The organism is Rhizobium sp. CF080 (assembly GCF_000282095.2).
Lineage (GTDB): Bacteria > Pseudomonadota > Alphaproteobacteria > Rhizobiales > Rhizobiaceae > Neorhizobium.
This window is the reverse complement of the sequence record NZ_AKKC02000003.1, coordinates 75,272-98,913: the sequence shown is the minus strand read 5'-3', so window position 1 is coordinate 98,913 and position 23,642 is coordinate 75,272. Positions and strand designations below refer to the sequence as shown.

Sequence of the window (23,642 nt, the reverse complement as noted above, 5' to 3'; positions counted from 1 at the left end):
GGTCAGCTGATCACCAGCCGGGATATCCGGTCGTCATCGAGCGTGAAGGCCATGTTGCCTTCGCCGTTGTACCCGTTGCCGCGAACCGAGATCCGGGCACGCCATGTGCCGCCGGCCTCCTCGACGCGCAGGATCGTCAGATGCGACTGCACGCCGATATTGTCGGTCTCGTCCCAGCGGGCGATCTCGGCCCTTCCGTTGAAATGCCGGCCCCAGTCGGTGAGCGAGCCGGTCTCGGTGAAGGCGGCGAGCAACGCCGCCCTGTCGCCTGAATTGGTTGCGTCGATGAAGCGCTGGATGGCCTGCGGAACAGCATTGGTCATGATCGTTCTCCTTCGGTCAGGGATTCAGCGAACCGGGCGCGGCAAACGGGCAACGAACCAGCCGAGATATTTCTGGATGTTCGGACCGACCACGAAAACGATCGACGAGACCATGATCGGCGCGATCACCAGCGTGCGCTGCCAGGTGGACCAGCCTTCGGTGAGCGGTGCCAGAGCATAAAGCAGCGCGGTGATGATCGGATAGACGGCGACGACCATCAAGACGGCGAGGCGGACCTTGGAAGGGTTCGGCTTGCGAACGGCCGGAGCGGAAACCGGAGCGGCGGTCTGAATGGCAACGGGAGCGAAAGTCTGGGTGGCTTGAAGAGCGGACATTGTGGGGACCTTTCCTTGTATCGGGCGGCTCGACCACCGGGCCGCCTCTGTCTGTGAGGACAGGTATAGGGGATGGACGGGATGAAGAAAAATTCATAAGATACAGACTAAGAATGACTGAAAGTCAGTCTCGATGAGTTTCGACAGCCGATTGCTGAGTGGGGTGGGGGTGCTGGCCGCCGTCGTGGAGGCCGGCAGTTTCGTGCGCGCCGGCGAGGCGCTGGGGATCACCCAGTCCGGTGTCAGCCGGGCGATCGCGAGACTCGAACAGCGGGTCGGCATCCGCATCTTCCACCGCACCGCCCGCTCGATCACGCTGACCGAGGAAGGCCGGCAGTTCTATGAGGAGGTGAGCCCGCACCTCTCCGGCATCGAGGACGCGGCGATCAAGGCCGGCGGCAGCACGGCGACGGTGCGCGGCAGGCTGCGGGTCAATGTCGATGCCGCCTTCGGCATCCATGTGCTGGCGCCGGCGATCGAGCCTTTCCTTGCCCGCTATCCGGATCTGCACGTCGAGCTCGCGGTGCGCGACCGGATGGGTGATCTGGTGGCGGAAGGGTTCGACGTGGCGATCCGTTTCGGTGAACCGGAACCGTCCTCGCTGATCGCCCGGCTGCTGCTGCGCACCCGTGTGCTGACCTGCGCCACGCCCACCTATTTGGCCCGGCACGGGACGCCGCAACGGCCGGAAGACCTGGAAGCCGGTCATCAATGCGTGCTGATGCGCGACCCGACCACCGGCCGCGGCTTTCTGTGGGAATTCCAGAAGGGCAAGGAGATCGTCTCGGTCACCGCCCATGGCAGCCTGATGGTCAACGAAACCGGCGCGCTGCTTGGCGCCTGCCTCGGCGGCCAGGGCATCGCCCAGCCCCTGGCGCTCTATGCGGAGGATTATCTGCGCGACGGACGGCTGGTGCAGGTCCTGCCAGACTGGGCAGACGAAACCTTCCCGCTCTACATTTACCATCGATCGCAGAACCTGATGTCCGCGCGGGTGCGTGCCTTCCTGGATTTCGTCATCGAACTGACGAAACGACGGGCATGAGAAAGGCGGCCCGAAGGCCGCCTCCCCGTTTCACGCCCTGCCGAGCGCCAGGCGCAGGGCGATCTCGACCGGCGAATAATCGCCGTCCTCCCGCTCCAGCCGGTATGGCTCGGCAAGCCCGAGCGGTGGCTGCGCCATGAAGCGCGGCTCCGTACCGCGATGCTTCTGAGCCGCGTGGATGAGCAGCGGGTGGCAGAGATAGACGGTGCCCGCCTCGCCCGTCGCCAGCGCCTCCTCGCAATCCGCCCCGACCGCCTCCAGCATCATCGGCCCCATGCCGGCCTCTCCCGCCGGTTCCAGCAGCCGCGCCATCTCCATGTGCGAGCCCGGGCGGATGCGGGTCGGTGCGTCGTTTTCGCCGACATCCGAGAACAGGAAGAGCATCAACAAGGCCCGATCCCGCGAGGTATAGTTGGCCCGCCAATTGGAGAAGTCGTACTGCTCGTTGGGATTGGACGACGGCCCGGGGAAACTGAGGTCCACGTGCCAGCCGTCGTCACCGGCGCTGTCGGGATGCGGGAAGCGGATCGGAAAGCTGCCGAGCCCGCTGCGCGGCAGCCAGCGGCCCTTGCCGACCAGCTGGTCGAAGGCCCTGTGCAGCGCCGGCATGTTGACGGCGGCCTCGAAAGGCCCGCCGCCATAACCCGGCAGGCGGATGACGGGCTGCGTCCAGGTGGTCGGGTCGTAGCGGTCGAAGGGAATGTCGCGCCACATAATGTCGCGGCCTTCTGCTGCGACTTGCCTGGGGAAGGCGTTGTCGATCCGCACGAACCCGTCGCGGATGAAAGCCTCGATTTCGGCAGGCTCAAGCGCCCGCGCTTCGGCAGGATGATGATCGGTCATAGGGAAATCTCTCGTTCGCTCTCCACCGGACGGCACGCATGCGCTCGGGCTATGGGCGCTCGGGGCGGAGTGTTTCGGCCATGAGCCATCGTCAGCCGCAGGGGCTGCGATCAGGGCTCGTTGTCTTCATTGCCGCTGGCAAATGCTCAGGCGGTTATGAAGAAGACCGAAGCGATATTGAGAGTGTTCATCATCATGGCGGATCCAGGTTAGCGTCGGCGCCCCGCAGCGTCAACGACGGCGGGGCGCAGGGCATCAGTAGACTTCCGGAACATACATGTCCGCCGGCACCGGATGGCGGATATAGTCGTCGTGGCGGACGCGGCCGGGCAGGTCGATCGATTCCTTCGGCACGGTCTCGTAAGGCACCTGGGCAAGAAGATGCGCGATGCAGTTCAGCCGCGCCTTCTTCTTGTCGACGGCCTGCACCACCCACCACGGCGCTTCCGGAATGTGGGTGCGCTGGAGCATCTCTTCCTTGGCCTTGGTATATTCTTCCCAGTGGACACGGCTTTCGAGGTCCATCGGCGACAGCTTCCACTGCTTCAGCGGATCGTGGATGCGCATCTTGAAGCGGAATTCCTGCTCCTCGTCGGTAATCGAGAACCAGTATTTGACGAGGATGATGCCGGAGCGGACCAGCATGCGCTCGAATTCCGGCACCGAGCGGAAGAACTCTTCCAGCTCGTCCTTGGTGCAGAAGCCCATGACGCGCTCGACGCCGGCGCGGTTGTACCAGGAGCGGTCGAACAGTACCATTTCGCCGGCGGTCGGCAGATGCGGCACGTAGCGCTGGAAATACCACTGGCTGCGTTCGCGCTCGGTCGGCGCCGGAAGGGCGACGGTGCGGCAGACGCGCGGGTTGAGCCGCTGGGTGACGCGCTTGATGGCGCCGCCCTTGCCGGCCGAGTCGCGGCCTTCGAACAACACGACCATCTTCAGCTTCTTGTACTGAACCCAGTCCTGCAGGCGCACCAACTCGTGCTGGAGGCGGAAGAGTTCGCGGAAATAGATTTTCCGGTCGATCGTCGGCTCGGCCGGCTCCGACATGCCCTCGGCGACCAGCTCGTCGAGCCGGTCCTCTTCCATCTGCATTTCCAGCTCTTCATCGAAGCTGTCGGCGATTTCATCCTTGATGCGGCTGAGCTGGTCTTGCATGGGTTCGGACATCGGGCATTCCTCCGTTCTGGAAACCGAGATCAACCACGTTTCCGCGAAAGCTTTATGACAATCATGCGACAGGTTTCCCACGAAGCAATTTGATTGCCGATTTCTCCGGAAACTGCTATTGCAGCCGCCATGGGATCGAAATTTGGATGCCTCGCGAACCATATCGTCGTGCTGCAGGACCACAAGCGTCTGCCGGCACGCTTTTTCGCGCGGGTATCCGGGGCGCTTTGCGACCGACTTAGCTGACCTTCCTCAGCTTGAGGCAGCCCCGTGCTGCCGGATACCCATTTCCTGTTTCAGTCAGCTTTACGGATAGCAGCCATGAGCGCACCCCGCACCCTTTACGACAAGATCTGGGACGACCACGTCGTTTCCGAGGATGAAAACCACACCTGTCTTCTCTACATCGACCGTCACCTCGTTCACGAAGTGACGTCGCCGCAGGCGTTCGAAGGCCTGCGCATCGCCGGCCGCAAGGTCCGCGCGCCGGAAAAGACGCTCGCCGTCGTCGACCACAACGTGCCGACCACCGCCGACCGCCACGAAGGCATCAAGAACGAGGAAAGCCGCATCCAGGTGGAGGCGCTTGCCCAGAACGCCCATGACTTCGGCGTCGAATATTATTCGGAGAAGGACGTCCGCCAGGGGATCGTCCATATCGTCGGTCCGGAACAGGGTTTTACCCTGCCGGGCATGACCATCGTCTGTGGTGACAGCCACACCTCGACGCACGGCGCCTTCGGCGCCCTGGCGCACGGTATCGGCACGTCAGAAGTCGAGCACGTGCTCGCCACCCAGACGCTGGTGCAGAAGAAGGCGAAGAACATGCTGGTGCGCGTCGACGGCCAGCTGCCGCCGGGCGTCACCGCCAAGGACATCATCCTTGCCATCATCGGCGAAATCGGCACCGCCGGGGGCACCGGCCACGTCATCGAATTCGCCGGCGAAGCGATCCGGGCACTCTCCATGGAAGGCCGCATGACGGTCTGCAACATGACGATCGAAGGCGGCGCCCGCGCCGGCCTGATCGCGCCGGACGAAAAGACCTTCGAATACATCAAGGGCAAGCCCCGCGCCCCGCAGGGCAAGGCCTGGGACATGGCGCTCGACTACTGGAAGACGCTGCAGAGCGACGAAGGCGCGCATTTCGACAAGGTCGTCGTGCTCGATGCCGCCAACCTGCCGCCGATCGTCTCCTGGGGTTCCTCGCCGGAAGACGTGATCTCGGTTGAAGGCTCCGTTCCGAACCCCGACGACATTCCGGACGAAACCAAGCGCACCTCCAAGTGGCGTGCGCTGGACTATATGGGTCTGAAGCCGGGCACCAAGATCACCGACATCGCGATCGACCGCGTCTTCATCGGTTCCTGCACCAACGGCCGCATCGAGGACCTGCGCGCCGCCGCCAAGGTGGTCGAAGGCCGCACCGTCGCGTCGACCGTGTCCGCCATGGTCGTCCCGGGCTCCGGCATCGTCAAGGAACAGGCCGAAGCCGAAGGCCTCGACAAGATCTTCAAGGACGCAGGTTTCGAATGGCGTGAACCGGGCTGCTCGATGTGCCTGGCGATGAACGACGACCGCCTGAAGCCGGGCGAGCGCTGCGCCTCCACCTCGAACCGCAATTTCGAGGGCCGCCAGGGCTACAAGGGCCGCACCCACCTCGTCTCGCCGGCCATGGCAGCGGCTGCCGCGATCGCCGGACATTTCGTCGATATCCGCGAGTGGAAGTAAGCGTCTTTCAGCTTTGAATTCGAGATGCCCGGCCTTCACGCCGGGCATTTTTGTTTCGGGCGGCCTTAGCCCAGCACCCTCACCACCGTTCCCTTGCGCATGAAGCGGATGAGCCGTTTCATGTCGGCAAGGCTGACGGCAACGCATCCCGCAGTCGGCTGGTACCCTGGCTTGATGAGGTGGAAAAAGATCGCCGAACCGCGGTTGCGGGCGCGCGACGTGATGTTCCAGTCGAGCACCAGGCAGATGTCGTAAAGCCCATCGGCCCGCATCATCTCCTCATGGCTTGGCCGAAACGGCGCCTTCACCGGGCGATTGTACGACGGATGCTCCGGCTGGTCGCACCACAACAAGTCTTTGCCGATGCGCGTGATCGGAAGCGCCGTCGGGGGCAGGCGCGCGTGGTCCCCACGTACATAGCCATGAAGAAGACGCATCGCCGCAATCGGCGTTGCGCCGTCCCCTTCCCGCTTGAAGGGAGTGGTGCCGGAACGCCCGAGCGCTGCCGGTACGGTGATGCCGGCGAAGGAGACGATCGCCCGGCGCCGGTCACGTGGCGCGGTCCGGACCGTGACGACAGCCGTCTTTTTGTGATTTCCCTCGCGAAAACGTTGCATTTCTCTCACAAGGTTTTGCTTTGAATATGATTTCGTTTGAATTCATAGCACGTTGGGATTTAGATCGAGGAGCCCTAAATGCGCTTCGATTGACTGGCAATGACAGTCAGGACGCAACGGTGAGACGAAAGGCAAGAACGCATGGCAGCGCGCACGATACTCCTGGTGGACGACGACGACGATCTGCGTGAAACGCTCGTCGAGCAGTTGTCGTTTTACGAAGAGTTCGCAATTCTGCAGGAGGCGAATGCCGCCAAGGCGTTGCAGACCGCCAAGAATGCCCAGATCGATCTCCTGATCATGGACGTCGGCCTGCCGGACATGGACGGCCGCGAGGCGGTGAAACTGCTGCGCAAGAACGGCTTCAAGGCGCCGATCATCATGCTGACCGGCCACGACACCGATTCCGATACCATTCTCGGCCTCGAAGCCGGCGCCAACGACTATGTCACGAAGCCCTTCCGCTTCGCCGTGCTGCTCGCCCGCATCCGCGCCCAGCTTCGCCAGTACGAGCAGAGTGAGGACGCCACCTTCACGGTCGGTCCCTATCTCTTCAAGCCGAGCCAGAAGCTGCTGACCACCGAAGACGGCAAGAAGATCCGTCTGACCGAAAAGGAAGCGGCGATCATCCGCTACCTCTATCGCGCCGGCCAGAAGGTAGTGACCCGCGACGTCCTCCTGGAGGAAGTCTGGGGCTATAATTCCGGCGTCACAACGCATACGCTGGAAACCCATGTCTACCGTCTTCGCCAGAAGATCGAGCGCGATCCGTCGAGCGCCGAAATCCTGGTCACTGAAAACGGCGGCTACAAGATCGTACCGTAAAGAGCCCCGATGTCGCTGACCGAAGATATCCGCCTGCTGTCGCAGGTCCCGCTGTTCCGGGACATGAACGAAGACCAGCTGCGCCTCGTCGCCTTCGGCGCCGAGCGGCGGCAGGTGACGACCGGCCAGCAGCTTTTTCGGGAAAGATCCCCGGCCGAATCGGCCTTCATCGTCGCAAGGGGCCGCTTCGAGCTGTTGATGGCGGACCGCAACGGCGAGCTGAAGGTCGAAGCGACCGTAGGCCCCGGCACCCTGCTGTCGGAACTGGCGCTCGTCACCATGGTCGAGCGCAAGTTCACCGCCATTGCGATCGAAGACTCCGAAGCCCTGAAGATCAGCCGCTCACTGTTCCACCGCTTGCTGGAGGAATATCCGCAGGTCGGCCGGGTGATCGAAAGCCGCATCCGCGACAATATCGCCAGCCTCGCCAAGGCGGCGGCAGCGATGCAGGACCGGTTCGCCTGAGGCTTCGAAGGAGCTTCGCCCTCGATCGTCGAGCCTCGTATCTGGATCCTCGGGTCAAGCGCAAGGATGACGAAGGCATAGGGCGTGCCTTGCCGTCAGATCCGTTTGAAGAGCATCAAGGTCGTCATCCTCGGGCTTGACCCGAGGATCCAGACGCAACCTCCGACGTCACCTCAGAACTTGAACACCGCCGTCACCGGCACGTGGTCCGAAGGCTGGTTCCAGCCGCGGGCTTCCTTGAGCACGTCGATGCGATCGAGGAACGGGCCGAGGTCGGGCGAGGACCAGATATGGTCGAGACGGCGGCCCTTGTTCGCCGCTTCCCAGTCCTTGGCGCGGTAGCTCCACCACGTATAGATCTTCTCCGGCTCCGGCGTGTGCTGGCGCATCAGGTCGAGCCAGCCGCCGCGGGCGATGATCTCCTTCATGCCCTCGGTCTCGACAGGCGTGTGGCTGACGATCTTCAGGAGCTGCTTGTGCGACCAGACGTCGTGTTCCAGCGGCGCGATATTGAGGTCGCCGACGAGGATCGAGGAAATGCCAGGCATGGCATCCGCCTTCAGCGCCTTCATCTCCTCGATGAAATCGAGCTTGTGGCCGAATTTCGGATTGATCGTCCGGTCCGGCTCGTCGCCGCCGGCGGGCACGTAGAAATTATGCAGGCGGATGCGCCGCGAGCCGCGCTCGAAGAGCGCCGAAATATGCCGGGCATCGCCGACATCGCAGTAGTTCTGGCGATGGTCTTCGAGAAGCGGCACTTTCGAGGCGATGGCGACGCCGTGATAGCCCTTCTGGCCGTGGATGATGATGTGCTGGTAGCCGAGATCCTTCAGCGGCTGCAGCGGAAACTCCGGCTCCTGGCACTTGATTTCCTGCAGGCAGAGAATGTCCGGCTTGTGGCGGACGAGGAACTGCTGGACGATGGGCATGCGCAGCCGCACGGAGTTGATATTCCAGGTCGTGATCGAAAATGTCATGATATCCCTCGGGCTCTGCCGCGAGCTTTAGGAAATTTTGGGGTCGCTGAGAAGCAAAAAGGGCCGCGCAATCAAGCGCAGCCCTTCATTGATTTCAGGCCCAGCAGAGATCAACCCTTGCGGACGTCCTCATAGGGGATGGTGAAGACCTTTTCGTCGAGATTGACGCCGTTCTGGACGTTGTAGATCATCACCGACGTATCCTTGTTCTGAGCATCGGTGATCGTCCACTGGCGCAGGTCGTAGGTCTTGGAATCGAACATCATGGTGATGGTCGAATCGCCGAAGACGGTCTTGTTGCCAAGCACGATCGTGGTGAGGTCGGACTCCTGCTTGACGTCGCGGACCATCTGGTTGCCGAGGTCGATGCGGCTGGCGAGCAGCAGGCTGAGCGGCGTCTTTGAGAGCGGGTAGATATCCCAGGTCTTGAGCTTCATATTGCCGATGACGACGTTGTTGCCGTCGGCGATGACGCGGATCGGCGACGGATCCTCGAAGTTGAAGCGCAGCTTGCCCGGGCGCTCGATGAAGAATTTTCCGCCAGTCTGCTCGCCGCGCGGGCCGAACTGCACGAATTCGCCCATCATGGTTTTGACCGAGGAGAAATGGTCGGCGATCTTCTGGGCTGCCGCACTGCTGGCGCTCTGGGCAAAGCCGAGATTCGGCGCAAACACCGCCGCCGCCAGACCCGCAAGCCCGAGCGAAAACTGCCGGCGGCCGAGCGCGCCAGCACTAATGTTTGAAAGGATAGTCTTTTCTTGTCTCATTCTGGTCTCCTTTCGTTACTCCTCCGCACCAAAGGCGGCGGCTTGATGGCCGTCCCCTGGCGATCACGAAAGCCTTACCGTTCGAGAATGTCGCCCTCGGTCGGCACCAGGATCTCGCGTTTGCCGGCATGGTTGGCCGGCCCGATCAACCCCTCCTGCTCCATCCGCTCGATGAGCGAAGCGGCACGGTTGTAGCCGATGCCGAGACGGCGCTGGACATAGGACGTCGACGCCTTGCCGTCTCGCAGCACGATCGCCACCGCCTGATCATAGGGGTCGTCCGACTCTGCGAGATTGGACATGCCGGCGGGGCCGGCACCATCACCATCCTCGTCGTCATCGGCCGTGATCGCATCGAGATATTGGGGTTGGCCCTGAGTTTTCAAGTAGGCGACGATGTCTTCCACTTCGGTATCGGAGACGAACGGCCCGTGGACGCGTTGGATGCGTCCGCCGCCGGCCATGTAGAGCATGTCGCCCATGCCGAGCAGCTGTTCGGCGCCCTGCTCGCCGAGAATGGTGCGGCTGTCGATCTTCGAGGTGACCTGGAAGGAAATGCGGGTCGGGAAGTTGGCCTTGATCGTGCCGGTGATAACGTCGACCGAGGGGCGCTGCGTCGCCATGATCACGTGGATGCCGGCGGCACGCGCCATCTGCGCCAGCCGCTGCACGGCGCCTTCGATGTCCTTGCCGGCGACCATCATCAGGTCGGCCATTTCGTCGATGATCACGACGATATAGGGGATCGGCGCGAGGTCGAATTCCTCCGTCTCGTACATGGCCTCGCCGGTGTGGCGGTCGAAACCGGTCTGCACGGTGCGGGTCAGCACCTCGCCCTTTTCCATCGCCTGCTCGACGCGGCTGTTGAAACCGTCAATATTGCGCACGCCGATCTTCGACATCTTCTTGTAGCGCTCTTCCATCTCGCGGACGGTCCACTTGAGCGCGACGACCGCCTTTTTCGGATCGGTCACCACGGGCGACAGAAGATGCGGGATGCCGTCATAGACGGAAAGTTCCAGCATTTTCGGGTCGATCATGATCAGGCGGCACTTCTCCGGCGTGTAGCGATAGAGAAGCGACAGGATCATGGTGTTGATGGCGACCGACTTACCCGAGCCGGTGGTACCGGCGACGAGCAGGTGCGGCATCTTGGCAAGGTCGGCGACGACAGGTTCGCCGCCGATCGTCTTGCCGAGCGCCATGGCGAGCTTCGCCTTGCTGCCCTCGAAATCCTTCGACCCGATCATTTCGCGCAGATAGACGGTCTCGCGGGTCCGGTTCGGCAGTTCGATGCCGATCGCGTTGCGGCCGGGAACGACGGCGACGCGGGCGGCGATCGCGCTCATCGAACGGGCAATATCATCCGCAAGGCCGATGACGCGCGACGACTTGATGCCCGGCGCGGGCTCGAGTTCGTAGAGCGTGACGACCGGGCCGGGGCGGACATGGATGATCTCGCCCTTGACGCCGAAATCCTCGAGCACGCCTTCGAGCAGCCGCGCATTCTGCTCCAGCGCATCGGCGGACAGCGAGGCGTCACGGGCGACGGCCTTCGGCTCGTTCAGGAGATGCACGGAGGGAAGCTGGAAACCATCAGGCGCGATGAACGATCCCTGGGCTTCGCGGGCAACACGGGCGCTCGGCTTCGGCGGCGCAGCCGACGGGGCGACACGCTGCTGGACGCGGACGCCGTTGACGTTCTGCGGCGCGCGCGAGGCGACGAACGGTGCGTCGTCATCATCGTCGTCATCGGCCAGGATGCCGGCCGGGCGGGGCGGCAGGCCGTCGCGGTCGAACGGCGGATCGTAGTCGTCGTCTTCGTCATGGCTGGAAATCGGCGGCGCTGCCACCACCCGACGCGGCGACGTGACCCGTTCGGCGGGGCCGTCAAGCGAGGGCTCCGTACGGCGGCCGGGAGCTGCTGGGGCCGAGCGCGCGCGGACCGGTTCGTTCAGCGTGCCGAACTCGTCCTCGTTGAAATCGTAGGGCTGATCGAACTCCATCCGCCGGCGCGGCTTGATGCCGGCAAGACGGCGCAACCGTGCCTGGGCAATATACCAGTAGTGAGCGAGCGCGCCGAAGGCCAGGAAACCGGCAAACCGGTCCTCGTCGTCCTCCTCCTCGACCTCCTCGCGCTTGGAGCGGGCCTTGACCGCTGCAACCGGCTGGTCGTCATCCTCGGCATCCTCCTCGAACGCTTCACCGACGAGGCCCGAGGCAAACAGCATCAGCCAGGCGCAGGGGATGGTGAAGATGCAGCCGAGCACCATCGCCACGGTGCCGGTCGGATAGGCGCCGACGAACAGCGCCGGGAACCGCAGGATCATGTCGCCGATGACGCCGCCGATACCGTTCGGGATCGGCCAGGTGAGCGGTGCGGGAAAGCAGCCCAGCGTCGCGGAGGCCAGCAGCGTGCCGCCGCCCCAGGCCGCAAGACGCGCCGGGACACGGTCGTATTTGCGGCCCGCGATCAGCGCCAGGGCAAAGGCGAGCACCGGCAGCAGGGCGACGAGGCTTGCTAGCCCGAGGAACTGCATCATCAGGTCGGCGAAGGCAGCCCCCGGAAAGCCGAGGATATTGGTCGGCGCATTGTCGGTCGCGTAAGAGAAGCTCGGGTCGGCGACATTCCAGGTAGCGAGTGCCGCAACCGCCAGCGCCAAGGCGAGGAAGATGCCGAAACCGACGAGCGCCAGCGCCTGCCGCCACACGAAGGCGGTGAGCACCAGGCGGGTGGACCGGTTTGCCATAGCCGCTGAACTGCTTCTGCCCATCGTGTCTGCCCGCCGTCCTTGAAACGCAACTACAAGCGCGAATCGGCAAGGTGAGAGCTGATTCACGCAATTCCAAAAGAGAATAGCGCGACGGTGGTTAATGTCCCTTTAACCACGACGGGCCGCAGGAAGGCTGAAAACATGCATAAAAAAGCCCGGGCCGAGGCCCGGGCGAATGCAGCGTCCAAAAGCTGCGGCGTAGTCTGCTGCGGCGACGGTTACCCGCCGCCGCAAGCCGTCGATCAGGAGTGGTAAGCGGCTTCGCCGTGGGTGGCGAGGTCGAGACCTTCGCGCTCGGCTTCGACTGTGACGCGCAGGCCGACGATCAGGTCGACGATCTTGTAGAGGATCGCGGAACCGATGCCGGACCACAGGAGAGTGACGACCACGCCCTTCAACTGAGCCCAGACCTGCGTTGCCGTGCCGGCATAGCTGGCAGCGAAGTCAGCCGTCGAATAGTCGACGATGCCTGCGCCGCCGAGAGCCGGGTTGACGAAGACGCCGGTGAGGATGGCACCGATGATGCCGCCGATGCCGTGTACGCCGAAGACGTCAGCCGTATCGTCGTAACCGAACTTGTTCTTCACCGTCGAGACGAAGAAGTAGCAGACCGGCGAGACGATCAGACCCATGATGACAGCCCCCATCGGGCCGACGAAACCGGCAGCCGGGGTGATCACGACGAGGCCTGCAACGGCACCCGAAGCAGCACCCAGCATGGAAGCCTTGCCACGAGCGAAGGTTTCAACGAGAGCCCAGGCGACGATGGCGGCAGCGGTGGCAACGAAGGTGTTGATCATTGCAAGGGCTGCATAGGCATTGGCTTCGAGGTTCGAACCGGCGTTGAAGCCGAACCAACCAACCCACAGAAGCGCAGCACCAACCATGGTGAGCGTCATCGAGTGCGGAGCCATCATGTCCTTGCCAAAGCCGGTGCGCTTGCCGACCATGATGGCGCCGACGAGACCCGCGATACCAGCATTGATGTGGACGACGGTGCCGCCTGCGAAATCGATCGCGCCGAAGCCGAAGATCAGGCCGGTCGGGCCGGAATAGGCGCTCGGGCCGCCCCAGAACCAGACCATGTGGGCCATCGGGAAGTAGATGAAGGTGAGCCACAGGATGGTGAACAGGATGACTGCGGAGAACTTGATGCGTTCGGCGAATGCACCGATGATCAGCGCAGGGGTGATGGCTGCGAAGGTCATCTGGAAGCAAACGAAGGCGAGTTCCGGAATGGCAGCGCCCTTGGTGAAGCTTTCCGACATCGTCGTCGTGTCGACGCCTGCAAGGAACATCTTGGAGAAGCCGCCGACGAAGCTGTTGATCGAGCCGCCGTCGGTGAAGGCAAGCGAATAACCGTAAGTGACCCAGACAATCATCGCCACGGCGGCGATCATCATGACCTGCATGAGAACCGAAAGCATGTTCTTGGTGCGAACGAGACCGCCGTAGAACAGTGCGAGACCAGGCACGATCATCAGAAGGACGAGAATGGAAGAAATCAGCATCCAGGTCGTATCGCCCTTGTCGACCGTCATGGCCGGAGCTGCGGCTGCAGCTTCAGCCGCCGGTGCGGCAGCCGTCTGCGCAAAAGCGACGGCCGGAGCGAGAAGCGCCGCGCTAGCGGCACCCAAGCGTCCGAGAGTGGAAATCTTGTTAAATTGCATAGCTAAAAAACTCCCCTGTCAAGCCGTGCTTAAAGCGCTTCTGTGTTGGTTTCGCCGGTACGGATGCGCACGGCCTGCTCGATCGAATAGACGAAGATCTTGCCATCGCCGATCTGGCCGGTCTTGGCGGCCGAAGCGATCGCATCCACGGCCTTTTCGACGAGGTCGGAGGGGACTGCGATTTCGATCTTCAGTTTTGGCAGAAAACTTACGGCATATTCGGTACCGCGATAGATTTCGGTGTGTCCCTTTTGGCGTCCGTAACCTTTGACTTCGGTCACGGTCAGGCCCTGGATACCGACAGCCGTGAGGGCTTCGCGCACCTCATCCAGCTTGAACGGCTTGATAATGGCCATCACGATTTTCATCTGGCTTTCCCATCCTTTGGTTGTCTTCGGCCGGGGCCGACTCTCCTCATCGTCGTCAGATCATGACAGCGACTGGCGAGATACATTCAAGGGCCGTGCCAGTTTCCATCGTCCATATAAGTTATTGAAATGTAAAGGTTTACAAAGCTCGCCCTAAGAAACGGGCAATTGGATGGCCGAAAGGCGACCAAAACTTGTGCAATTTTTAAAAATTGCACAACTATTAATCATTTGCCTTTTTCCGAATCAATCCTTCCTGGGCAACCGAAGCGATCAGTGTGCCAGAACGGGTATAAATGCTACCGCGGGTCATTCCGCGGGCACCGGAGGCGCTGGGACTGTCCTGGGTATAGAGGAGCCAGTCGTCATATGTGACAGGCCTGTGAAACCACATGGCATGGTCGAGGCTCGCCGCCTGGAGCGCCGGAGCGAAGATCGATGTCCCGTGCGGATAGAGCGAGGTGTCGAGCAGCGTCATGTCGGAGAGATAGGCGAGCACCGCCGCCTGGTAATGGCGGTCGGAGGGCACCTCGCCGACCGTACGGACCCAGATGTCCTGCCGCGGATCGAGCTTGTCCTTGGTGAGATAGTGCACGAGCGAAGTCGGACGCACTTCGATCGGCCGCTCGCGCGACCAGTAGTGACGCACATTCGCCGGCGCATTTTTGAGGAAGAGTTCCTTGAACTCCTTCTCGCCCATCAGATCTTCCGGCTGGGTGACGGAGGGCATGTCGATCTGGTGCTCATAACCGCCCTCCTCGACCTGGAACGAGGCAGACATGGCGAATATCGCCTTGCCATGCTGCACCGCCGTGAGCCTGCGGGTGGTGAAGCTTGACCCGTCGCGAATGCGCTCCACCTGATAGAGGATCGGCACCGAAGGGTCGCCGGGGCGCATGAAATAGGCATGCAGCGAATGCACGAAACGATCCGCATCGACGGTGCGCTGCGCGGCCATCAGGGCCTGGGCGATCACCTGGCCGCCAAACACCCGCTGCCAGCCGACATCCGGGCTGGTGCCGCGATAGATGTTCTCCTCGAGCTTTTCGAGGTCGAGCGTCGAGATCAACTGTTCCATGGCGGAGGGGGATTCGGTCTGGCGCGACATTATGACGAACTCCGGTGATAGGAAGCAGCTGCGGGATGATCTATATCCAGGATACGATATTCTCAAGTCTCACGGGAGTTTAGGCAAATGCTGGACATGCTGGTTGTAGGAGGCGGTTATGTGGGTCTCGCCGCCGCCGTCGCGGTCAAGCAGGCGGCGCCGCATCTCAAGGTCGAGGTGATCGAGGCGGCGCCAGTCGGCGTCTGGGAAAAGGACGAGCGGGCCTCGGCCCTCATCGCCGCCGCGACCCGCATGCTGGACGTCATCGGCGTCTGGAACGAGATCGCGGTCGACGCCCAGCCGATCAACCGGATGATCGTCACCGACAGCCGCACCTCCGATCCGGTACGGCCGGTCTTCCTGACCTTCGACGGCGAAATCGAGGAGGGCCGGCCCTTTGCCCATATGGTGCCGAACGTCGCGATGGTGAGGGCTCTGCGCGGTGCGGCCGAACGCCTCGGCATCACCATCCGCCACGGGCTTTCCGCCACCGGCTTTCAGTCCGGCAGCACCCGCTGCACAGTGTCGCTCTCCGACGGTTCGACGGTCGAGACCCGCCTTCTGGTCGCCTGCGACGGCGTGCGCTCCAGGCTGCGCGACATGGCCGGCATCAAGACCGTCACCTGGGACTACGGCCAGTCGGGCATCGTCGCGACCGTTGCGCACGAGCGGCCGCATGAAGGTGTCGCCGAAGAACATTTCCTGCCGTCCGGCCCGTTTGCCATCCTGCCGCTCACCAACAACCGCTCCTCGCTCGTCTGGACCGAGCGGACGGCGGAGGCCAACCGGCTGGTTGCCGCGGACGACCTGGTGTTCGAGGAAGAGCTGCAGCGCCGTTTCGGCCACAAGCTCGGCGAACTGACGGTGGTCGGTGACAAACGCGCGTTCCCGCTCGGCCTGACGCTCGCCCGCGCCTTCGTGGCGCCGCGCATCGCCCTTGCCGGCGATGCCGCCCACGGCATCCACCCGATCTCCGGCCAGGGCCTCAATCTCGGCTTCAAGGATGTCGCAGCGCTGGCGGAAACGGTCGTGGAAGCCGATCGTCTCGGTCTCGACATCGGTGCGCTCAACGTGCTGGAGCGCTACCAGTCCTGGCGGCGTTTCGACACGTTCCGCATGGGGGTTACGACCGACGTTCTGAACCGGCTGTTTTCCAACGACATCACCCCGATCCGCATCGCCCGCGGCTTCGGGCTCGGTATCGTCGAACGGCTGCCGAAGCTGAAGAGCTTCTTCATCGACCAGGCGGCGGGGAAGAGCGGCGAGGATGGCCCGAAGCTACTGACGGGCGAGGCTATCTGAAGAACCGCCAACCGCTGCAGCCTTATCGGGCGGTCCGGGCGATTGCCTCGACAATCGTCCCATAAAGGGCAGGCGGCAGATCGTGCCCCATGCCCTCCACCAGCATGAATTCTGCGTCGGGGATAGAGGCAGCCGTATCCATGCCGCAGGCCGGGAGGATCAACGGATCGTCTGCGCCATGAACGACGAGCGCCGGCACGTCGATTGCCGCCAGCCTCGATCGACGGTCACCGGCCACGGCCATCGCGGCGATCTGTCTGGCGGTGCCATGCGGATCGTACGCCCGCCGCACCTCTTCCAGAACGAGACCACGGTGCGCGTCCTCGTCGAGCCCAAACTTCGTGCCCGCGATACGCCGGGCGAAGGCAAGACTGTGTGCCAGGAAGCCTTCCTGGTCGGAAACAGGATCGGGCGCAGGACGCATCATCATTGCCATGACATCGGGCGCGGCCTGCGGAAGGGCCGGGTTGCCGGTGCTCGACATGATGGAGGTAAGCGACAGGACCCGATCGGGATGTTCACTGGCGATGATCTGAGCGATCATGCCGCCCATTGACCGACCCGCCACATGCGCGCGGTCGATCGATAGCGCATCGAGCAGGCCGATCGCATCGGCTGCCATGTCATGGAGGCTGTAGGGGATGTCAGGCCGCCGCCCGGCCATGAGCGCCGCGACCAGCGCGCCGAACTCCGGAGGCGCTAGATCGGAAAAATGCGTCGACCATCCGGCATCCCGGTTATCGAACCGGATCACGCGATAGCCTCGCGCCGCCAGTTCCTCGCAGAACGAAGACGTCCAGCGGATCATTTGCGTTCCGAGCCCGGCGATCAGCAGAACCGGTTCATCCTCCTGCCGGCCGAAAATATCGTAGGCAAGCTGTACGCCATTCGCATTAACGGAGTTCATGATGGGCTCCCGCGCGGGAAAGGCATAATCCGGGCACCGCGCTGGATTTCGGAATTGCTGTCAGCGCAGCCGGACGTTAGCTACCAAACGCTTCTGCGGAAGTCGATGGGCAGAATGTGGATCGGGCACGCATAATCAGTCCTCGATCTTGCGGGCCTCGGAGATCAGCATGATGGGGATGCCGTCGCGGATCGGGTAGGCGAGCTGCGCCTTCTCGGAGATGAGCTCGTTGGTCTCCCGGTTGAGGGACAGCCGGCTCTTGGAGAGCGGGCAGACGAGCAGGTCGAGCAGTTTCGGATCGACCTTGCTGAGTTTCTCGTCCATGGACCTGGGGCCTTACTGAAGCATAGTGTCGGAATCGCCGAAATCCCGCGCCAGCAGGATTTCCGTGATGGCGATCAGCGTTTCGGCACGGGTCCGAAGGTCCGGCGCCTCGAGAAGAGCCTGTTTCTCGGCCGGTCCGAAGGGCGACATCATCGACAGCGAGTTGACCAGCGTGCGGTTGCCGGCGCGCTCCACGCTTTCCCAGTCCGCCTCCAGCTTGTTGGCGTCGAGATAGGCGCGGAAGACGCGCAGCAGCTCTGCGCGGTCGACCGTGCTCTCGTCGTCCTCGGTGGAGAGGTCGGTCATCATCGGCGCGATCTTGAAGGTGCGATAGGGATGGCCCTGGCCCACCTCTTCGATGAGCCGGAAGCGGCAGATGCCGCTGATCGAGGTGATGTAACGGCCATCGCCCGTTTCGGCAAATGAGGTGATGCGGCCGATACAGCCGACAGTCGAGAGCGGAGCGCGCGGACCTTCGGCCGCCTCGCCCGATTCGAGCAGCGACGGCTGCACGATGCCGATCAGCCGGTCGCCGGCGAGCGCCGCATCGAACATGGCGAGATAGCGCGGCTCGAAGATATTCAGCGGCAGCTGTCCGCCCGGCAGAAGCAGTGCGCCGGTGAGAGGAAAGACTGGAATCGTCTCCGGCAGATCCTCGCGCTTCAGATATCTTGCGTTTCCCACATGCATGGGTCCGACACCTCCCAGAGGATCACTGGCCAGACGATCGCCGGCCAAGACCAAAGATTCGCCGCATCGAATAATGTGGGGCGCCTACCCGAGAACGCAAGGCCAATCCTTTGGGATTGGCCCCAGCTTACGAAAACAGGCTCGGGTTCACGAAAACAGGATCGAGGACAGGCGGCGGCGGGCGGCGATCGTCGCCGGATCCTTCGGTCCCCAGACTTCGAAGAATGCCAGAAGCTGGCGGCGGGCGCCGTCGTCGTCGAAGGTGCGGTCCTTGCGCATGATGGTCAGCAGGTGCTCGGCGGCCTTGTCGCGTTCGCCCTGGACGTTGAGGATCTTGGCAAGCTTGAGGCGGGCGTCGTGATCTTCCGGATCGGCTTCGAGCTGGCGCTCCAGCGCTACGGGATCGCCGAGCTTGCGGGCTTCCTCGATCTGCTCGAGCTTCTTGGCGACCGCCTGGATCGCCGGTTCCTTGGCAAGCTCTTCCGGGAGGGAGGCGAGCATCTGGCTGGCGCGGGCCGTCTCGCCCATGGCGATCAGGCACTGCATCATGCCGGCGGCAGCCTTGGCATTCTCCGGATCGGCCTGAAGCACGGCGCCGTAAAGCTGGGCGGCCTGCTGGATCTCGCCGCCGGCGAGCAGGGTTTCCGCCTCGCCAAGGGCCGCTTCGATCTCGGCAGCCTGGTCGGCGCCGGGAGGCCCGGCGAGCTTGTCGATGAACTGGCGAACCTGGCTTTCCGGCACCGCACCCATGAAACCGTCGACCGGACGGCCATCGACAAAGGCGATGACCGCCGGGATCGACTGGATGCCGAGCTGGCCCGGGATCGACGGGTGATCGTCAATGTTCATCTTGACGAGCTTGACCCGGCCCTGGCCTTCGTTGACGACCTTTTCGAGCACCGGTGTCAGCTGCTTGCACGGCCCGCACCATGGCGCCCAGAAATCCACAAGCACCGGCTGGCGGCGCGATTCTTCGAGAACGTCCTTGGTGAAGCCGGCCGTGCTCGTATCCGACACGTATCCTCCTGCAGGAGCCGATGCAGCGGGTGCTGCGCCAAAACTCGCCGAGGCGGTCATCTGTCCGCCGTAAGAACCACCATAGGGGTTATTGCTGCCGCTCATGAATGTTCTCCCGGGAACGCTTCGCATCTTCGCCATCTAGGCTGCAAAGATCGTATGTCAGTCTGTTACTTTCAAGACAAGCGGTGCATGGCCGGTCGCTTCCAGAAAGCGGATGAGATCATTGCTGGCGATCGATGTGGTGGCGTCGTTCGACAGCGGATGGCCGTTGATGATGTCGTGCTTCATCAGGTCTTCGTCGAGCACGAAGGTAACATTGCGCCCGGTATCGTTGAAAGCGCCGAATACCGTCACCGAACCGGGAACGACCCCGAGATAATCCAGGAGCATTTCCGGCCGTCCGAACGAGACGCGGCTCGAAGCACCGATCACCTTGTGCACGGTCTTCAGATCGACGGTGGCGCGCTCCTCGACCGTCAGGACGAAATACTGGTCCTTCTTGTCCTTCACGAACAGGTTCTTGGTATGACCGCCGGGGATTTCGTCCCGCAGGCTTTCGGACTCCGCCACGGTGAAAACCGGCGGATGGGTCTTGGTCGAATGCGGAATATCCAGGCTGTCGAGGAAACGGAAAAGATCCTCGGCGGTTTTTGGCTTTGTCTCGGTCATGCGGATGGAATTGGCTCTGTTGGTGGGCGGGGGGACTATAACCGCAATGTTCCGTGCGGCCAAGGCGAGCGCACACGATCTCGTGAGGCGCTTGATCTTGTCTGATGGTCGACCATTTAATTCATCTGAGGAGAACCGGATTTCACTCGGGTATCCAGCTGATAAGTAATAACTATTCTTATTTTCTCAAGTTTGTTTCGGCGCGAATTTCCGCGCTCCCGGTTACCGGCCCCGGCCGATAGCAGCCGCTCCATCTCTCATGCCGGCGCAGCGCTCGGCTCTCACCTGAAAGGTCTGCCTCATGGTCACCTTCACGCTCAACGGACAGGAAAGAACGTTCGACGGCGATCCAGATACCCCGCTTCTGTGGGTCATCCGCGATTTCGAAAAGCTCACCGGCACCAAATACGGCTGCGGCGTCGCCCAGTGCGGCGCTTGCACGGTCCATCTCGACGGCATGCCGCGCCGCTCGTGCGTGACCACGATCGCCACGATCGAAGGCTCTGAAGTCGTCACCATCGAAGGCGTTTCCGGCACGGAAGCCGATGCGGTCAAGACCGCCTGGACCGGCCTCGACGTACCGCAATGCGGTTACTGTCAGTCGGGGCAGATCATGTCGGCCGTCGCGTTGCTGCAGATGGTGCCGAAGCCGACGGATGCCGATATCGACGGCGCGATGGCCGGGAACATCTGTCGATGCGCCACCTACCATCGCATCCGTGCGGCGATCCACAATGCCGCCAGTGCGATGGAGGGCTGAGCCATGACCATCCAGGACATCAACACCACCCGCCGCGGCTTTATCGCTGGCTCCGGCCTCGTCATCGGCGTTGCGATCGCGCCCAAAATGCTTTCCGCAGCACCGACCGGCGTCCATGCCGGCGGCGATCCGGCGCTGGCCCCGATGAACGCCTTCGTCAAGATCGGCACCGACGACACGGTAACCGTGCTCTCCAAGCACATCGAATTCGGCCAGGGACCGTTCACCGGCCTTGCGACGCTGGTCGCCGAGGAACTTGATGCCGACTGGAGCCAGATGCGCGCCGTCCATTCGCCGACCGACAACAAGGTCTATGCCAACCTGATGTTCGGCCTGCAGGGCACCGGCGGTTCGAGCTCCATCGCCAACGCCTATGAGCAGATGCGCAAGGCCGGCGCCACTGCGCGGGCCATGCTTGTCGTTGCCGCGGCCAACGAATGGAAAGTGCCGGCCTCCCAGATCACCGTCCAGAAGGGCCGCATCAAACACGCCGCCTCCGGCAAGGAGAGCGGCTTCGGCGCCTTCGCCGAAAAGGCGGCCCGCCTGACACCGCCCGCAGAGCCGAAACTCAAGGACCCCAAGGATTTCGTGCTGATCGGCACCGACCTGCCTAAACTCGATACCCACGGCAAGACCAACGGCACGGCGATCTTCACGCTCGACATCACGCCGAACAACCTGTTGATCGCCGTCGTCGCCCATCCGGAGCATTTTGGCGCGACGGTGAAGAGCTTCAACGATGCCGAAGCCCGCAAGGTGCAGGGCGTGGTCGACGTCAAGCAGGTGCCGTCGGGCATCGCCGTTTATGCGGACAACACGTTCGCGGCGCTCAAGGGCCGCGATGCGCTGAGCATCGAATGGGATCTCTCCAAGGCCGAGACCCGCTCCTCGGAGGAGCTTTCCGCCGACTACAGAAAGCTCTTTGGCGAAAAGGGGCTGGAGGCGACCAACAACGGTAATGTCGACAACGCCTTCAAGGCACCAGGCCTGCAGACGGTGGAAGCCGAGATCGTCTTCCCCTTCCTGGCGCATGCGCCGATGGAGCCGCTCGACGCCGTCTTCATCAAGGCGGATGACGGATCGGTCGATATCTATAACGGCGCGCAGTTCCCGGGCATGGACCAGGAGGTCGCCGCCAAGATCCTCGGGCTCGACCAATCGAAGGTGCGGGTGAACACCCAGCTCGCCGGCGGCAGCTTCGGCCGCAAGGCACAGTTCGGTTCGCCCTACATACAGGAAGCGGCAGCCGTCTACGCCGCAACCGATCGCAGCCGTCCCCTGAAGCACATGTGGACCCGCGAGGACGACATCCGCGGCGGCTATTACCGCCCGATGTATGCCCACAGGATGCGCGGCGCGATCAACGCGCAAGGCCAGATCACCGCCTGGGAACAGGTGATCGTCGGCCAGTCGATCATGGGCAAGGCCGATCTCGATCCGACCTCCGTCGAAGGTGCATCCAACCTGCCCTACACGATCCCCAACCTGAAGGTCAGCGCCCACAACGTCCAGCTCGCCATCCCGCCGCTCTGGTGGCGGTCGGTCGGCCATACCCATACCGGCTTTGCCGTCGAGACCTTCGTGGACGAGCTCTTCCAGAAGATCGGCAAGGATCCGGTGGAAGGACGCCTTGCGTTGCTCGGCGAAAAACCGCGTCACGCGGGCGTGCTGAAAAAGGCCGCCGAGATGGCGAACTGGGGCTCGCCGGTACCGGAAGGCCGGGCCCGCGGCGTCGCGGTCGTCGAAAGCTTCGGCACCTTCGTCGGACAGGTGGTCGAGGTCTCGGTCGGGCCGGAAGGCGCACCGCGCGTCCACAAGGTGTGGGTGGCGGTCGATTGCGGCGTGGCGGTCAACCCGAACGTCATCAAGGCGCAGATGGAAGGCGGCGTCGGTTATGGCCTCGGCGCGGTCCTCTTCGATGCGGTGACGCTGGCCAAGGGCGGCAAGATCGTGCAGTCGAACTTCCACGACTACCGTTCGATCCGCATCAACGAGATGCCGGATGTCGCGGTGGAAATCATCAAGTCGAGCGAAAAGCCGAGCGGCGTCGGGGAACCCGGCGTGCCGCCCGTCGGCCCGGCGGTTGCCAATGCGTGGCGTCACCTCACCGGAGCGCCGGTTCGGCAGCTGCCCATCGTCAACATCGTTTCGGCCTGAGGATTAAAGCCCGATGAATTGGAAACTCGCAATCACCGGCCTCGCTGCCGTCTGTCTTTTCGTGGGCGTCGGCACCGTGCTGTCGCCCGCCTCGGTCGCCCAGGACGCCAAGGCCGACGCCAAAACGCTCAAACCGGCCGCCTCCTTCCAGTCGATCGCCGATGAGCGGGAACGCTCCCTGGCGCTCTTCCAGGAGGCGGGCAAGGTCATCCAGCACCCGCGCTGCGTCAACTGTCACCCGGCGACCGACCGGCCGCTGCAGGGCGCCAACATGCATCCGCACCAGCCGCCGGTCTTCCGCGGCGACGGTGGCATGGGCCTGCCGGGCATGCAGTGCACCACCTGCCATAGCGCGGAAAACACGCCCGTTATCGGCCAGGCCGACACGATCAAGAGCATTCCGGGCAATCCCGCCTGGCATCTCGCGCCGGTCGAAATGGCCTGGGTCGGCAAATCGCTCGGGCAGATCTGTCAGCAGATCAAGGACCCGGCCCGCAACGGCGGCAAGACCATGGACGAGATCGTCGAACACATGGCGCATGACGAACTGGTCGGCTGGGGCTGGAACCCCGGCGCCGGCCGCCAACCGGTGCCGGGCACGCAGGCCGAATTCGGCGAGCTCATCAACGCGTGGGTGAAGTCCGGAGCAGCCTGCCCCGCCTCCTGAAAATAACGCGACCGCCGGTTCCGACACGGAACCGGCGGTTTGCAGGGGCTTTGACGGGATCGCAATTTTTCTTGGCACCAATCGTCATTTCCCTGTTGCATTTGAAAAAGGACTGGGCCATATAGCG

Annotated in this window: 24 protein-coding genes; 8 read left to right on the top strand and 16 right to left on the bottom strand. The window is 63.0% G+C overall.

Annotation, left to right across the window (positions count from 1 at the left end; translation table 11 throughout):
• Window positions 1-2: 2 nt before the first annotated feature.
• Together PMI07_RS06935 and PMI07_RS35580 are read right to left on the bottom strand one after the other, a co-directional pair.
• Window positions 3-323 carry a nuclear transport factor 2 family protein gene (locus tag PMI07_RS06935; RefSeq protein WP_007765469.1) on the bottom strand — a complete coding sequence of 107 codons (321 nt, stop codon included), beginning with the start codon at window positions 321-323 and terminating at the stop codon, window positions 3-5.
• Window positions 324-347: 24 nt separating this feature from the next.
• On the bottom strand, window positions 348-659 hold the full coding sequence (locus PMI07_RS35580; protein ID WP_007765471.1) for a hypothetical protein: 312 nt from the start codon (window positions 657-659) through the stop codon (window positions 348-350).
• A 133-nt stretch (window positions 660-792) separates the two neighbouring features.
• Between PMI07_RS35580 and PMI07_RS06925 the strand changes: the two genes are divergently transcribed.
• Entirely contained in the window at window positions 793-1,704 is a 912-nt protein-coding gene (locus PMI07_RS06925; protein WP_007765473.1) for a LysR family transcriptional regulator, read from the top strand.
• Window positions 1,705-1,734: 30 nt separating this feature from the next.
• On the opposite strand, the gene PMI07_RS06920 is transcribed toward PMI07_RS06925, so the two are convergent.
• Window positions 1,735-2,547, bottom strand: a complete 813-nt coding sequence (locus PMI07_RS06920; RefSeq protein ID WP_024163640.1) for a phytanoyl-CoA dioxygenase family protein — start codon at window positions 2,545-2,547, stop codon at window positions 1,735-1,737.
• 255 nt (window positions 2,548-2,802) lie between these two features.
• Window positions 2,803-3,717, bottom strand: a complete 915-nt coding sequence (gene ppk2 / locus PMI07_RS06915) for a polyphosphate kinase 2 (protein WP_007767905.1) — start codon at window positions 3,715-3,717, stop codon at window positions 2,803-2,805.
• 321 nt (window positions 3,718-4,038) lie between these two features.
• On the opposite strand from ppk2, the gene leuC reads away from it, so the two are divergent.
• Complete coding sequence (gene leuC, locus PMI07_RS06910; RefSeq protein ID WP_037085851.1) at window positions 4,039-5,448, top strand: 3-isopropylmalate dehydratase large subunit; 1,410 nt, start codon at window positions 4,039-4,041, stop codon at window positions 5,446-5,448.
• 65 nt (window positions 5,449-5,513) lie between these two features.
• On the opposite strand, the gene PMI07_RS06905 is transcribed toward leuC, so the two are convergent.
• Entirely contained in the window at window positions 5,514-6,065 is a 552-nt protein-coding gene (locus PMI07_RS06905; RefSeq protein ID WP_007754909.1) for a L,D-transpeptidase, read from the bottom strand.
• Between the two features lie 141 nt (window positions 6,066-6,206).
• Here PMI07_RS06905 and PMI07_RS06900 point away from each other — a divergent pair, with 141 nt between their 5' ends.
• Entirely contained in the window at window positions 6,207-6,890 is a 684-nt protein-coding gene (locus PMI07_RS06900) for a response regulator transcription factor (protein ID WP_007754919.1), read from the top strand.
• A gap of 9 nt (window positions 6,891-6,899) precedes the next feature.
• Window positions 6,900-7,355, top strand: a complete 456-nt coding sequence (locus tag PMI07_RS06895) for a cyclic nucleotide-binding domain-containing protein (protein ID WP_007754922.1) — start codon at window positions 6,900-6,902, stop codon at window positions 7,353-7,355.
• 173 nt (window positions 7,356-7,528) lie between these two features.
• Here PMI07_RS06895 and PMI07_RS06890 read toward each other — a convergent pair whose 3' ends face one another.
• The 6 genes from PMI07_RS06890 to tesB form a co-directional block, all read right to left on the bottom strand.
• Window positions 7,529-8,332 carry an exodeoxyribonuclease III gene (locus tag PMI07_RS06890; protein ID WP_007754926.1) on the bottom strand — a complete coding sequence of 268 codons (804 nt, stop codon included), beginning with the start codon at window positions 8,330-8,332 and terminating at the stop codon, window positions 7,529-7,531.
• A 110-nt stretch (window positions 8,333-8,442) separates the two neighbouring features.
• Window positions 8,443-9,099, bottom strand: coding sequence for an outer membrane lipoprotein carrier protein LolA (locus PMI07_RS06885; protein WP_007754927.1), 657 nt, complete (start codon window positions 9,097-9,099; stop codon window positions 8,443-8,445).
• Window positions 9,100-9,173: 74 nt separating this feature from the next.
• Window positions 9,174-11,873: a DNA translocase FtsK gene (locus tag PMI07_RS06880; RefSeq protein ID WP_037085847.1), complete on the bottom strand. Its 2,700-nt coding sequence runs from the start codon at window positions 11,871-11,873 to the stop codon at window positions 9,174-9,176.
• Between the two features lie 242 nt (window positions 11,874-12,115).
• A complete protein-coding gene (locus PMI07_RS06875; protein ID WP_024163637.1) occupies window positions 12,116-13,543 on the bottom strand; it encodes an ammonium transporter in 1,428 nt (475 codons plus the stop codon).
• Window positions 13,544-13,572: 29 nt separating this feature from the next.
• Window positions 13,573-13,911, bottom strand: a complete 339-nt coding sequence (locus PMI07_RS06870; RefSeq protein WP_007773854.1) for a P-II family nitrogen regulator — start codon at window positions 13,909-13,911, stop codon at window positions 13,573-13,575.
• Between the two features lie 223 nt (window positions 13,912-14,134).
• Complete coding sequence (gene tesB, locus PMI07_RS06865; RefSeq protein WP_007773852.1) at window positions 14,135-15,019, bottom strand: acyl-CoA thioesterase II; 885 nt, start codon at window positions 15,017-15,019, stop codon at window positions 14,135-14,137.
• 87 nt (window positions 15,020-15,106) lie between these two features.
• On the opposite strand from tesB, the gene PMI07_RS06860 reads away from it, so the two are divergent.
• A complete protein-coding gene (locus PMI07_RS06860) occupies window positions 15,107-16,321 on the top strand; it encodes a ubiquinone biosynthesis hydroxylase (RefSeq protein WP_007773850.1) in 1,215 nt (404 codons plus the stop codon).
• Window positions 16,322-16,343: 22 nt separating this feature from the next.
• On the opposite strand, the gene PMI07_RS06855 is transcribed toward PMI07_RS06860, so the two are convergent.
• The 5 genes from PMI07_RS06855 to PMI07_RS06835 all read right to left on the bottom strand — a co-directional run bounded on the left by PMI07_RS06855 (window position 16,344) and on the right by PMI07_RS06835 (window position 19,931).
• Window positions 16,344-17,228 carry an alpha/beta hydrolase gene (locus tag PMI07_RS06855; protein WP_024163636.1) on the bottom strand — a complete coding sequence of 295 codons (885 nt, stop codon included), beginning with the start codon at window positions 17,226-17,228 and terminating at the stop codon, window positions 16,344-16,346.
• Between the two features lie 135 nt (window positions 17,229-17,363).
• On the bottom strand, window positions 17,364-17,552 hold the full coding sequence (locus PMI07_RS06850; RefSeq protein ID WP_007766363.1) for a Trm112 family protein: 189 nt from the start codon (window positions 17,550-17,552) through the stop codon (window positions 17,364-17,366).
• Window positions 17,553-17,564: 12 nt separating this feature from the next.
• On the bottom strand, window positions 17,565-18,242 hold the full coding sequence (locus tag PMI07_RS06845; protein ID WP_007766364.1) for an LON peptidase substrate-binding domain-containing protein: 678 nt from the start codon (window positions 18,240-18,242) through the stop codon (window positions 17,565-17,567).
• 147 nt (window positions 18,243-18,389) lie between these two features.
• The gene (gene trxA / locus PMI07_RS06840) at window positions 18,390-19,364 is read right to left on the bottom strand and encodes a thioredoxin (protein ID WP_037085841.1); all 975 of its coding nucleotides are present in this window, start codon (window positions 19,362-19,364) and stop codon (window positions 18,390-18,392) included.
• 57 nt (window positions 19,365-19,421) lie between these two features.
• A complete protein-coding gene (locus PMI07_RS06835) occupies window positions 19,422-19,931 on the bottom strand; it encodes a prolyl-tRNA synthetase associated domain-containing protein (RefSeq protein WP_007766368.1) in 510 nt (169 codons plus the stop codon).
• 301 nt (window positions 19,932-20,232) lie between these two features.
• Between PMI07_RS06835 and PMI07_RS06830 the strand changes: the two genes are divergently transcribed.
• The 3 genes from PMI07_RS06830 to PMI07_RS06820 are packed head-to-tail and all read left to right on the top strand — an operon-like array spanning window position 20,233 to window position 23,515.
• A complete protein-coding gene (locus tag PMI07_RS06830; RefSeq protein ID WP_007766369.1) occupies window positions 20,233-20,691 on the top strand; it encodes a (2Fe-2S)-binding protein in 459 nt (152 codons plus the stop codon).
• A gap of 3 nt (window positions 20,692-20,694) precedes the next feature.
• Window positions 20,695-22,848, top strand: a complete 2,154-nt coding sequence (locus tag PMI07_RS06825) for a xanthine dehydrogenase family protein molybdopterin-binding subunit (RefSeq protein WP_007766370.1) — start codon at window positions 20,695-20,697, stop codon at window positions 22,846-22,848.
• 13 nt (window positions 22,849-22,861) lie between these two features.
• Entirely contained in the window at window positions 22,862-23,515 is a 654-nt protein-coding gene (locus tag PMI07_RS06820) for a hypothetical protein (RefSeq protein WP_007766371.1), read from the top strand.
• Window positions 23,516-23,642 lie beyond the last annotated feature (127 nt).

Bases quoted from the DNA above. Each gene is read 5' to 3' on its own strand.
- PMI07_RS06935 (WP_007765469.1), bottom strand. From the start codon at position 323: ATGACCAATGCTGTTCCGCAGGCCATCCAGCGCTTCATCGACGCAACC.
- PMI07_RS35580 (WP_007765471.1), bottom strand. From the start codon at position 659: ATGTCCGCTCTTCAAGCCACCCAGACTTTCGCTCCCGTTGCCATTCAG.
- PMI07_RS06925 (WP_007765473.1), top strand. From the start codon at position 793: ATGAGTTTCGACAGCCGATTGCTGAGTGGGGTGGGGGTGCTGGCCGCC.
- PMI07_RS06920 (WP_024163640.1), bottom strand. From the start codon at position 2,547: ATGACCGATCATCATCCTGCCGAAGCGCGGGCGCTTGAGCCTGCCGAA.
- ppk2 (WP_007767905.1), bottom strand. From the start codon at position 3,717: ATGTCCGAACCCATGCAAGACCAGCTCAGCCGCATCAAGGATGAAATC.
- leuC (WP_037085851.1), top strand. From the start codon at position 4,039: ATGAGCGCACCCCGCACCCTTTACGACAAGATCTGGGACGACCACGTC.
- PMI07_RS06905 (WP_007754909.1), bottom strand. From the start codon at position 6,065: ATGCAACGTTTTCGCGAGGGAAATCACAAAAAGACGGCTGTCGTCACG.
- PMI07_RS06900 (WP_007754919.1), top strand. From the start codon at position 6,207: ATGGCAGCGCGCACGATACTCCTGGTGGACGACGACGACGATCTGCGT.
- PMI07_RS06895 (WP_007754922.1), top strand. From the start codon at position 6,900: ATGTCGCTGACCGAAGATATCCGCCTGCTGTCGCAGGTCCCGCTGTTC.
- PMI07_RS06890 (WP_007754926.1), bottom strand. From the start codon at position 8,332: ATGACATTTTCGATCACGACCTGGAATATCAACTCCGTGCGGCTGCGC.
- PMI07_RS06885 (WP_007754927.1), bottom strand. From the start codon at position 9,099: ATGAGACAAGAAAAGACTATCCTTTCAAACATTAGTGCTGGCGCGCTC.
- PMI07_RS06880 (WP_037085847.1), bottom strand. From the start codon at position 11,873: ATGGGCAGAAGCAGTTCAGCGGCTATGGCAAACCGGTCCACCCGCCTG.
- PMI07_RS06875 (WP_024163637.1), bottom strand. From the start codon at position 13,543: ATGCAATTTAACAAGATTTCCACTCTCGGACGCTTGGGTGCCGCTAGC.
- PMI07_RS06870 (WP_007773854.1), bottom strand. From the start codon at position 13,911: ATGAAAATCGTGATGGCCATTATCAAGCCGTTCAAGCTGGATGAGGTG.
- tesB (WP_007773852.1), bottom strand. From the start codon at position 15,019: ATGTCGCGCCAGACCGAATCCCCCTCCGCCATGGAACAGTTGATCTCG.
- PMI07_RS06860 (WP_007773850.1), top strand. From the start codon at position 15,107: ATGCTGGACATGCTGGTTGTAGGAGGCGGTTATGTGGGTCTCGCCGCC.
- PMI07_RS06855 (WP_024163636.1), bottom strand. From the start codon at position 17,228: ATGAACTCCGTTAATGCGAATGGCGTACAGCTTGCCTACGATATTTTC.
- PMI07_RS06850 (WP_007766363.1), bottom strand. From the start codon at position 17,552: ATGGACGAGAAACTCAGCAAGGTCGATCCGAAACTGCTCGACCTGCTC.
- PMI07_RS06845 (WP_007766364.1), bottom strand. From the start codon at position 18,242: ATGCATGTGGGAAACGCAAGATATCTGAAGCGCGAGGATCTGCCGGAG.
- trxA (WP_037085841.1), bottom strand. From the start codon at position 19,364: ATGAGCGGCAGCAATAACCCCTATGGTGGTTCTTACGGCGGACAGATG.
- PMI07_RS06835 (WP_007766368.1), bottom strand. From the start codon at position 19,931: ATGACCGAGACAAAGCCAAAAACCGCCGAGGATCTTTTCCGTTTCCTC.
- PMI07_RS06830 (WP_007766369.1), top strand. From the start codon at position 20,233: ATGGTCACCTTCACGCTCAACGGACAGGAAAGAACGTTCGACGGCGAT.
- PMI07_RS06825 (WP_007766370.1), top strand. From the start codon at position 20,695: ATGACCATCCAGGACATCAACACCACCCGCCGCGGCTTTATCGCTGGC.
- PMI07_RS06820 (WP_007766371.1), top strand. From the start codon at position 22,862: ATGAATTGGAAACTCGCAATCACCGGCCTCGCTGCCGTCTGTCTTTTC.